The organism is Nostoc sp. WHI (assembly GCF_015714725.1).
GTDB lineage: Bacteria > Cyanobacteriota > Cyanobacteriia > Cyanobacteriales > Nostocaceae > Nostoc.
In genome coordinates this window covers 45,057-56,552 of the sequence record NZ_WBKM01000193.1, presented here as the reverse complement: position 1 = coordinate 56,552, position 11,496 = coordinate 45,057, and the positions used below count along the sequence as shown (strand labels likewise).

Genomic DNA, 11,496 nt, shown 5'->3' with positions numbered 1-11,496 from the left:
GTGTACACACAAGTCCTAAAAACCTAACTTGATAAGGCTTTCCTCGTTCCTGGGCTGCCGCCTGGGAATGCATTCATTGAGTCTCTGGCTCAATGTCTAACTGGAGGCAGCAGCCCCTAATTAGACATTCCCATGCAGAGCATGGGAACGAGAGAACAATGGAAAATCGAGCTTTTTTCGACTTGTGTGTACACCGTAGCCCTTTTTAAGGGCGGTTAGGGGGATCGAAGTTTCAGGTTTTGAGTGCGTAAGTCCTGTCTTGGAAAGTTGTGACTTCAACTGAACCGTATTAGATCATAACTTTAATTTTTAACATCTTCTTGTAGAAGTTCAGGTGCTGGAAAATCTGGTAAACCTTCTGTGGATTCATTAAACTGGATATCTTCTGGCCAATCGTCAGGATTTTGGTAGAGCCATTCTAGGTTTGCAATAACTTTCTTGGTATCCCAGTCCCACCAGCGCAGTTTCAGCAGACGTTCAACTGTTTCAGGTCTGAATCGAGAGCGGATGACCTTGACTGGATTGCCTACAGCAACCGCATAATCAGGGATATCACTGGCAACAACTGCCTGAGATCCGATAACAGCTCCGTTGCCAATCGTAACCCCTGACAAGATAGTTGCACCGTAGCCAATCCACACGTCATTCCCAATCGAAGTAGTCCCCTTGTCACGTACCTCGTTACGCCGCTCTGCAAACTGGGTTTGGGAGTGGGAGAAGAACAGGCGAAACGGATAAGTCGTAGCCCTAGTAATGTGATGCTCTCCACCACCGAAGATGGTAATATTTTTTGCTAGAGAGCAAAACTTGCCAATCTCAATTCTCTCATCAGGAAACCACAACGCAAGAGTAATAGAGTCATCAAAGGCAGTATACTCTCCAACACTCACGCGGCTATCTTTGACTATGGATGCTAACAACATGGGCGGAGATTTGTAGGTATGATAAGCCATAGCGAAGTTCCTTCTTCTGGTTGCAGCGAGGTTATTGAAATAGGTGTAAAGGGTTTATAAAAACAGAATTTAGGAGCCAGGAGTCAGAATTTATTCTGAATTTTGTACGACTAATAAATGAATAAATGGGTTTAAGAATCCCAATAACTGATTCTGAATCCTAAATTTTGGCTTCTGAATTATTCTTCAATAATGAAGCGAATTTGGCTTTAGCTAATCGGTGTTAAGTATATCAGCCAAAGTCTTGTCAGTTTTGGAAAGACTTCTACTCTCTTGACTGAGAATGGCATTAATAATAGTGGCGTTTTGATTTAGATAGGGGGGATCGATCATCTCACGATGAGCGCCATAGGCATAATGATTAATTCGTTTACTTTTTGTAGCTTGTGTCCAATCATCCTCACAATCATAGTTTTCCTCAGCACGGATAAGATGAATAGTCCCATGAATATGCAAGTTTTTTAGGTCTGAATGCCAGAGAAAATTAAAATATTCCCACACTTGATTGTAGGTGCGATCGCGCAACTTTTGGTTATCCATAAAGTAACGTTTCAATTCCTGACGTTTGGGATTTAGTAAGAAAGTATCAACACCCTCTTTAATTTCTGACATTTCAGCTTGAATAGCTTCACGACCTCCTCGATAAGTATCTAGCAAAATGACATCAGAAACTCTGCGATCGCGCCTTTCTAACTGTTGAGCTATCAACATTGCCAAAAAACCACCTGCTGAGTGTCCCATCAATTTTATATCTTGATTGGGTGTTAAGTGGTCTATCAATTCTGCATATTTTTCTAAAGTTGCTTCATCCGCAATATATCTGAAAGTATAGATAGCATGATCCCTAAAATAATCAGCTAGATTTGCATAAGCTGCGGCAAAACCAAGGGCTGGTGGAAATAGAAAAACAGCTTTTTCTTGGTCTTTATTGAAAACTACATAGGGACGTTCTTTAGGTTGAATATTCATCTCTTTAGCGTAGATGATATACTGGCTCAATTCTATTACAGTAGGTTTTTCATAAATTATCGATAAGGGAATTTCAATCTCAAGCTCCTGATAAATTAGTGCCATGAGATTCATCGCTTGTAATGAGTGACCACCTAAATCAAAGAAGTTGTCACCTACTCCTATTTTCGATATTTGCAGAACTTGTTGCCAAATCTCGACTAAGATACTTTCTGTTTGATTAGTTGGAGCTAAATACGGTGATTCTACTATGGATACTTCATCAGGTTTCGGCAATTTATTCTGGTCTATCTTCCCATTAGGATTTAATGGAAAATCTGACAACATCACGAAAGCTGAAGGTATCATATAAGCGGGCAATTTCTCCTGTAAGAAACGACGCAGATCGCTAGGTATTAATGACTGGTCTTTTCTCACTACATAAGCTACCAATCGTTGGTTCTCAGCAGTATCTTCTCGGACGATCGCAACTGTTTGTTCTACTTGGAGATGAGTGTCTAAAACCGATTCGATTTCGCCTAATTCGATACGTAAGCCTCGTAACTTAACTTGATTATCAATGCGACCAAGATATTGAATATTCCCATCTGGTAGATAACGAGCTAAATCTCCAGTTTTATACAATTTGCCATTGCCAAAGGGGTTGAAAATGAATTTCTGGGCAGTTAATTCTGGTTGATTGAGATAACCTCTAGCTAAAGAAACACCCCCAATATGCAATTCTCCAGGAATGCCAATGGGAACTGGTTGTAGCTGGGAATCTAGGATGTAAATCTGGGTATTAGCAATGGGACGACCAATGGGAATTATTTGATGATTAGACTGTGGTGTACACTGCCAAAAAGTGGCATCAACTGCTGTTTCCGTTGGCCCATAAAAATTGTACAATTCACAATTCAACCGCTCAAAAAATTGCTGAGTAAGTTCATAAGATAGTGCTTCTCCCCCACAAAACACGCGCTGCAAGCAACGGCAATTTTCTAAGTTTGGTTCTTGCAGAAAAACTCGCAACATTGAGGGAACAAAATTAATTTGGGTAACTTGTTGCTGGGCGATTAAATTAATCAGGTAAGCAGTATCTTTATGACCTTCAGGTTTAGCCACGACTAAAGTAGCGCCAGCTATTAAAGGCCAGAAGATTTCCCAAACTGAAACATCAAAACTAAAAGGAGTTATTTGCAGGATGCGGTCTTCTGCTATAAGTGGGTAAGCAGCGATCGTCCGCAATAAATTATTGCAAATACCCCGATGAAGATTCATCACTCCCTTCGGCTTGCCTGTTGAACCAGAGGTATAAATGACATAAGCTAAATTTTCCGATGTCACCTGGCTGATGGGATTCTCTTGGCTATAGTGAGCAATTATCTGCCAATCACTATCTAAACACAGCACTTGAGCTTGATTTTCTGGTAAAGAATTTACTAAGGATTGCTGGGTGAGCAATATTGACACCCCCGCATCCGAGAGCATATAAACTAAACGGTCTGCTGGATAACTAGGGTCTAAAGGCACATAAGCTCCTCCCGCCTTTAAAATTCCTAATAGTCCTACTATCATCTCCAGGGAACGCTCAACAAATATTCCCACTAATACTTCTCGGTCTACCCCTTTTTTTTGTAAATAGTGAGCTAACTGATTAGCTCGTTCATTTAACTGTTGGTAGGTCAATTTTTGACCTTCAAATATGACTGCTAGTGCATCGGGGGTAAGTTTTACTTGTTTTTCAAATAGCTGATGAATACATTTATCTTGAGGATATAAAACTTCTGTATTATTCCATTCTGTTAGTAACTGATAGCGTTCTTCAGGAGTTAATAAATTAATTTGTGATAGTTGGCAATGAGGATTTTTGACTACTTCCTGAATTATTTGTAAAAAATGGCCGCTCATTCTAGCGATCGCCTCTTCTCTAAAAATATCTGGTTCGTATTCTATAATCAACCTTAAGTCATTGGCATCTTCAAAGAAACTCCAACTCAAATCAAATTGGGCAGTTCGGGGTGCAAGCGGGTATTCTTGATGATCAAGTCCGGGAATTTTCATCACTGCTTTGCTTTCTTGACTTAGCAGTGAAAACATTACATCAAACAACGGATTTCGTGATAAATCACGTTCTAAATCGAGGGTAGATACTAATTTATCAAAAGGATAATCAGCATATTCATAAGCGTCGAGACAGGTGTTTGTCACTTCTGTTAGTGCTTCCTTAAAAGTTCCCTTTTCTGGGAGCAAAGTTCTTAAAGCTAGGGTATTAACATAAAATCCTACTTGGTTTTCTAAGTCTGGATGATTGCGTCCAGAAATCGGTACACCAATAACTAAATCACGCTGTTCGGTATAACGATAAAGTAATATTTTAAATAAAGTTAGCAGGGTAATAAATAGAGTTGTATGATTCTTAGTAGCCAAAGTGCGTAATTGTTCACCCAGACTTTGACTAAAACGATAAGTATATAAAGCTGCTTGAGAAGATTTAAATTTAGGTCTAGGGAAGTCGGTTGGTAAGTTGAGTATGGGTAGTTGTCCAGTAAAGCGATCGCACCAATAATTATGTTGTTCTATTACCTCCTCACTTTCTAACAAATTATTTTGCCATACAGCATAATCTTTATATTGCAATCTCAGTTGAGGTAAGATAGCGGTTTTTTGTTGAGTACAGGCAGAGTAAAAAGTGCAGAACTCTTGGAAAAGAATATCGAGCGATCGCGCATCACCAATAATATGGTGTATAGTCAAACAAAACAAAAATTCATCTGGCTTAATCTGCACTAACAAAACTCGCATCAGTGACAATTTCTCTAAATCGAAACGCGAGTTTGCTGACTCTTGAATCAAGGTATCAGCTACTACTTCAGCATCATTTTGTTCTCTTAAATCTCTAAAAACTAGTAATTGCTCTTTAGGTACTTCCTCATAAACAATTTGCTGAATATTTCCTGCAACACTAGTAAAAGTAGTTCGCAAAATTTCGTGGCGGCTAACAAGTTGTTGAAAAGCTTCTTCAAACGCTGCAATATTTAAGCTGCCATTTATTCTCATTGCCAGCCTAATATTGTAAGCGCTTGAATATTCATCTATATGGTGCAGAATCCACATCCGTCTTTGAGCATGGGATACTTCATAATATTTTTGTTGTGGTACTGGCTTAATAGCGTCCCATCGTTGTGAATTTATCATTTTGCTTGCCGCGATTGAATCAAAACAGCTTGTTCTTGTAAAGTATTATGAGTAAAAATTTCTCGTAATCGTAGCGATATGCCAAAGCGGTTGCGGATGTGCGACACTAAGCGCATTGCCTTTAAACTATTTCCTCCTAGTTCAAAGAATGACTGGTGAATGTCACTCACCTCCACCTCCAATAGTTCACTCCAAACTGAAGCTAATAGAGCTTCTTGTTCGGTGAAGCTAGTAAGTTTATTAATGGTTTGTGCAATATTTTCTTCTGGTTTTGGTAGTGCTATCCGATTAACTTTTCCATTTGCTAACAAAGGAAAATATTCCAACCGTATCAGAAAAGTTGGCTGCATATAAATCGGCAACACTTGTTTAATCTTTCTTCTAATGTGTTCCTCATTTGCAGTGTCATTTCCTTGATAATATGCAATTACTGTCACCAATTCTTCCTTTTTCTCTGCAACCACCAGCGTTTTTTCTACACCATCAATAGCATCAATTGCATCTTCAATTTCTCCCAATTCAATCCGTACCCCATTCAATTTAATTTGGTTATCACTGCGTCCGATCACTTCCAAATTCATATCCGGTAGCAGTCGCCCCAAATCTCCTGTACGATAAACTAAATCACTACCATTATTCAAAGGATTAGGCACAAAAGCCAAATTAGTTAATTTTTGATCTTGGTAATAACCTTTAGTTAAATAAGGTGATTTTACAAAGATTTCACCAACTTCTCCGACAGCACAGGCACGAGTGCCATCAATAACTGCAAACGCAGTATCTGACAATGTTTTCCCCGCAGGAACTCTGGCATAGGTAATTTTATTCGGGTCAGGAATCCGGTAAAAATGTTTGACAAAAGTTGTTTCAGTAGCTCCATAAATATTCACAAATTCTGTTTGTTTACCAAAAACTTTATGCCATTCACAAAGTTCTTTGACGAATAAAGGTTCCCCTGCCAAAACCAAAACTTGTAAATTTTTTAGTAACTGGTCAGCATAAGCTAAATTACGACCAATCTTTAAAAATAGACGCATCACTGAAGGTACAGTGTGCAGTAAGTTAATCTGCCATTCTCCCAAGCGCAGTAACAAACGTTCCAAATCTTCGCGGTCTGTACTATCAGGAATATAAAGAGTTCCTCCCGAACATAAGGTGACGAGAGTTTCCCTCAAATAAGCATCAAAGTTAATTTGCGAGATTTGCAGACATCGACAGTTGTGATTAATCCCAAATTCCAGTTTTTCCCAATTGATGAAGTGACGCAAGCTACCATGACTACCAAGTATGGCTTTGGGTTCACCCGTTGACCCAGATGTAAACATAATATAGTTAGAATCATCAGCTTCAGGGAGGAGAACTTTTTCCTGATTGCTGGCGACTACAGATAAGCATTGATAATTTGTGCCATCCCACTGATAGTATTGCTGAATTTCGTCGTCAGTCACTACCAATATATGAGGTGGTTTTGGTAATCTTGCTAGTCTGGGTTTGACAGTATCTAAATTTTCTATTGCTATGACTACGATGGTGGGGGATGTTTTGAACATCATGCGTTGCCAGCGTTCTTCTGGTTCATCCAAACGCAGAGGTAAATAAACTCCTCCAGCTTTGAATACAGCCAGCATTGCCACCACCTGACGGTAATCTCCTTGGAGGATTATGCCACAAATAGTATCTTTTTGAATTCCTAAATCTTTGAAGATATTAGCCCAAGAGTTAGTTAATGTATCTAATTCAAGATAGCTGAATTGTCCTCCAGAATAAACAATAGACGTTTGGTTAGGTGTGGCTTTTACTTGGTCACTAAAGTCATGAATGACTGTTCGTTTTTCTAATCGAGGAATGGGTTGGATAAAACTTTCAATTAAAGAGGTTTCTGTTGCTGATAAAAGAGAAATTTGGCAGATTGGCTCCATAGGATTGACTAGCATTTCCGTGAGCAATTTATCCAAATGAATTAGACATTTTTGCATCCTATCTGCTTGGAATAAGTCTGTATTGTAAATTAAATCCAATTTGAGTTGGTCGTTATGCTCGCTAAACACAAAAGATAGGTCAAATTTGCTGGTAGGTGTTAGTGAATCCAGGGATTTTATTTTTACTTCTTCTCCTATTACAGTTTGACCAAAATTTTGCAGCAACACTAAAATATCAAACAATGGTGTGCGGTTAAGTTCTCTCGAAATTGCTAGTTCTTCTACCAAAACATCAAATGGGTAATCAGAATGCTCAAATGCTTCGGTGACAGTTTGACGAATTTTCGCAAGTAAATTTTTATACCCTTGTTTTGGGTCTAGTTCGTCACGGATGACCAGTGTATTGAGAAATAAGCCGATTAAAGATTGCAGTTGCGGATGATTGCGTGTGGCAATTTCTGTACCAATAGAAATGTCATGCTGACCACTGTAGCGATACAGTAATACTTTTACTGCTGCTACCAGTGCCATAAATAAGGTGCTTTCCGTTTGTTTGCAAATCATTTGCAACCCAGAGACAATTGCTGGTTTAAATGTCCAGCTTAAATGAGAACCATTGTAAGTCTTGAGAGGAGGTCGTAGAAAGTCTGTGGGTAAGTGAATGCGAGGTATTTGTCCATTATCCAGTTTTTGCCGCCAGTAATCTAAGTTTTTTCTGTTATCCTCACTTCGCAAAATATTGGCTTGCCACGCTGCATAATCTTTGTATTGTATGGGCAATTTATCTGGATTTGGTTGTAATCCTTTGACAAAGTAATCATAATATTTTAAGCATTCTTTAGATAATAAATCCATCGACCAACCATCAGAAATAATATGATGGATTTCCATGAACAAAATATATTGCTTATCTGACAATTTATAAATATTAGCCCGTAACAGAGGACTATTTTCTAAATCGAAAGGTTCTCTCTGTTGTTCAATAGTTTCTAGTATGCGGCTTTCAGCATTAGGTTCATTAATCCAATCTTGAAATCCGACATGAAAATGAGCATCTATAAGTATTCTTTGCCTGGGTTCACCATTGACTAATACAAACGATGTCCGTAGAGATTCATGGCGAGTAATTAAAACCTGCATCGCTTTTTCAAAAGCACTAGGATCAAAAGCTCCTTCTAGCTTGATTGTAGAAACAATATGATAAGCCGTATTGCTTAAATCCATCTGTTGCAGTACAAAGAAGCGTCTTTGTGCATGAGATGTTTCATAGGTTTCTTGTTCAGCTAGATGAGGAATTATGGGTACATCAATAGGCGTACAAGCGATTAATAACTCTGCCTGTTCTGCAATTGTGGGGTGCAAAAATACTTGTTTGAGTTGAAAGGGAAGACTTAGCTTTTCTTGAATTTGGCTGACTAGAGAAATTGCTTTCAGGCTGTGTCCTCCCAAATCAAAGAAGTTATCATTGACTCCTATGTTCGATATCTTTAAAATTTGTTGCCAAATGTTTACTAGTATGCTTTCTGTTTGATTGCGTGGGGCTAAATAGGGTGATTCTACTATGGATGACTCATCAAATGTTGGTAATTTTTTATAGTCTATCTTGCCATTAGAATTTAATGGCAGTTCTGACAACATCACAAAAGCTGAAGGTATCATGTAAGCTGGCAATTTCTGCTGTAAGAAACGGCGTAGATTGCCAGGAGTTAATGACTGGTCTTTTCTCACCACATAAGCTACCAATCGTTGGTTTTCAGTAGTATCCTCTCGCAGAATCACAACTGCTTGTTCTACTTGATAATGATTGTCTAAAACCGATTCAATTTCGCCTAACTCAATACGTAACCCTCGCAGCTTGACTTGGTTATCAATCCGACCAAGATATTCAATATTTCCATCCGATAGATAACGAGCTAAATCCCCAGTTTTATATAATTTGCCATTACGAAAGGGATTGTCAATGAATTTTTGAGCAGTTAATTCTGGTTGATTGAGATAACCTCTAGCTAAAGGAACACCCCCAATATGCAGTTCTCCAGCAATACCAATGGGAACTGGTTGTAGGTGAGAATCAAGGATATAAATTTGGGTATTGGCAATGGGGCGACCAATGGGAATTATTTTATGATTAGACTTTGGTGTACACTGCCAGCAAGTGGCATCAATAGATGCTTCCGTCGGCCCGTAAAAATTATGTAATTCACAGTTCAATTGCTCAAAGAATTGTTGACTAAGCTCATAGGATAGTGCTTCTGCACCACAAAAAACTCGCTTTAAAGAACGACAATTTTCTAAGTTTGGTTGTTGCAGAAAAGCTCGCAACATGGAGGGAACAAAAAATATTTGGGTAACTTGTTGCTGACCAATTAAATTGCTTAAGTAAGCAATATCTTTATGACCTTCAGGTTTAGCTACTACTAGAGTTGTTCCAGATGTTAAAGACCAGAAGATTTCCAAAACTGAAGCATCAAAACTAAAAGGAGCTATTTGCAGGATGCGATCGCCTGCTATAAGTGGGTAAGCAGCGATCGTCCGCAATAAATTATTGCAAATACCCCGATGAAGATTCATCACTCCCTTTGGCTTGCCTGTTGAGCCAGAGGTATAAATGACATAAACTAAATTTTCCGATGTCACCTGGCTGATGGGATTCTGCTGGCTATAGTTGGCAATTTCCTGCCAATCACTATCTAAACACACTACCTCGGCTTGATTTTCTGGTAAAGAATTTACTAAGGATTGCTGGGTGAGCAATATTGACACCGTCGCATCCGAGAGCATATAAACTAAACGGTCTGCTGGATAACTAGGGTCTAAAGGCACATAAGCTCCTCCCGCCTTCAAAATTCCTAATAGTCCTACTATCATCTCAATCGAACGTTCTACAAATATTCCGACTAATACTTCTCGGTCTACACCTTTTTCTTGTAAATAGTGAGCTAACTGATTAGCTCGTTCATTTAACTGTTGGTAGGTCAATTTTTGACCTTCAAATATGACTGCAACTGCTTCGGGATTAAGTTTTACTTGTTCTTCAAATAGCTGATGAATACATTTATCTTGAGGATAGTTAACCTGAGTATCGTTCCACTCGACTAACAACTGATGCTCTTCTACTTCTGTCAACAGCGACAATTGACCCACCTCTTGCTGGGGATTAGCTACAATGGCTTCTAACAAGGTTTGTAAATGACCAGCCATCCGCACAATTGTGTCAGTAGCAAAACGGTTAGTGTCGTAATTAAGTTTTATGAGAAACTCTTTTTTGGGTATTGCTGCCACAGTTAAAGGATAGTTTGTCTCTTCAAAGTTCTCCACCTTGCTGACTGGCAATAATTGACCCGGCTCTTCTGATAAGCTATCCATAGGATAGTTTTCAAACACCACTAAACTTTCAAATAAGGGAATTCCTGGCGGGATATCACCCATCCTTTGTACTTCCGCCAAAGTGCTATAAGAGTACTCCTGGAGTTCCGCCTGCTTTTGCTGCAACTGCTGTAGCCAAGGTAAAATTGATTCTGACTTGGGGATAGATACTCGCAGTGGTAAAGTGTTAATAAATAACCCCACCATGTTTTCTACCGCCGACAAACTGGCAGGACGACCGGAAACCGTCACACCAAATAAAACTTCTGACTCTCCACTATAGCGACTGAGTGCGATCGCCCAAGCAGCTTGGATCAAAGTTGATAAAGTCAGACCATACTGCAACCCCAAGGATTGCAATCCTTGAGTGGTGGCACGGGATAAATGGAGTTCCTGTTGTTGATAAGTTGGTTCTACCCCAGAGCCAAGCAGCTGAGGTCGGTCTACCATCAGTGGGGTAGGAGCAGTAAAGCCCTCAAGGGTTTGCCGCCAAAAAATTTCAGCCACAGACAAATCTTGCTGCTTTAACCAAACAATATAGTCTTGGTAGGGAGGAGGAGTAGGAAGATAACAGCTTTGACCTTGATTGTAAGCTGTATAGAAGGTCAAGACTTCTTGGTAAATAATGGGTAAGCTCCAACCATCTAATATGATGTGGTGCAGATTCCAGAGAAATTTATAGGTTTGATCAGATAGCTGAATTAAATGACAGCGCATCAAGGGGGCTTGGTTGAGTTGAAACCCTTTTTGGCGTTCTGTTTGCAACAATGAATCTAGACACTCTTGTTGCTCTGTAGGGGAGAGGTTACGCCAATCTTCATAGTTCCAAGGCAAATCCACCTGCTTTCGCACTACTTGTAGAGGCTGTTGACGCTTCTCCCAAAGGAAAAGAGTCCGCAATACTGAGTACCGCTCTACCACTTTTTCCCAAGCCCGTTTAAAAGCAACAATGTTGATTGGGGCTGATATGGTAATCAGCGTCTGGGTGCAATAAACCCCTGAGTCTGGAGCATAAATACTATGAAAAAGCATCCCATGCTGCATGGGGGAGAGAGGATAAATTGACTCTACGTTTTTGCTTTGTTGAGATTTTTCAGCTACCATTGCGCCTC

At 39.4% G+C, this 11,496-nt stretch carries 3 protein-coding genes; all 3 read right to left on the bottom strand.

Features of this window, described 5'->3' with window-relative positions; translation table 11 throughout:
• Positions 1-302: 302 nt before the first annotated feature.
• The 3 genes from F8S12_RS19555 to F8S12_RS19545 all read right to left on the bottom strand — a co-directional run bounded on the left by F8S12_RS19555 (position 303) and on the right by F8S12_RS19545 (position 11,488).
• Entirely contained in the window at positions 303-953 is a 651-nt protein-coding gene (locus F8S12_RS19555; protein ID WP_196517755.1) for a CatB-related O-acetyltransferase, read from the bottom strand.
• A gap of 213 nt (positions 954-1,166) precedes the next feature.
• Positions 1,167-5,099, bottom strand: a complete 3,933-nt coding sequence (locus tag F8S12_RS19550) for a non-ribosomal peptide synthetase (protein ID WP_196517754.1) — start codon at positions 5,097-5,099, stop codon at positions 1,167-1,169.
• Positions 5,096-11,488 carry a non-ribosomal peptide synthetase gene (locus F8S12_RS19545; RefSeq protein WP_196517753.1) on the bottom strand — a complete coding sequence of 2,131 codons (6,393 nt, stop codon included), beginning with the start codon at positions 11,486-11,488 and terminating at the stop codon, positions 5,096-5,098. Before F8S12_RS19545 ends, F8S12_RS19550 begins: the two co-directional genes overlap by 4 nt.
• Between the last annotated feature and the right edge of the window lie 8 nt (positions 11,489-11,496).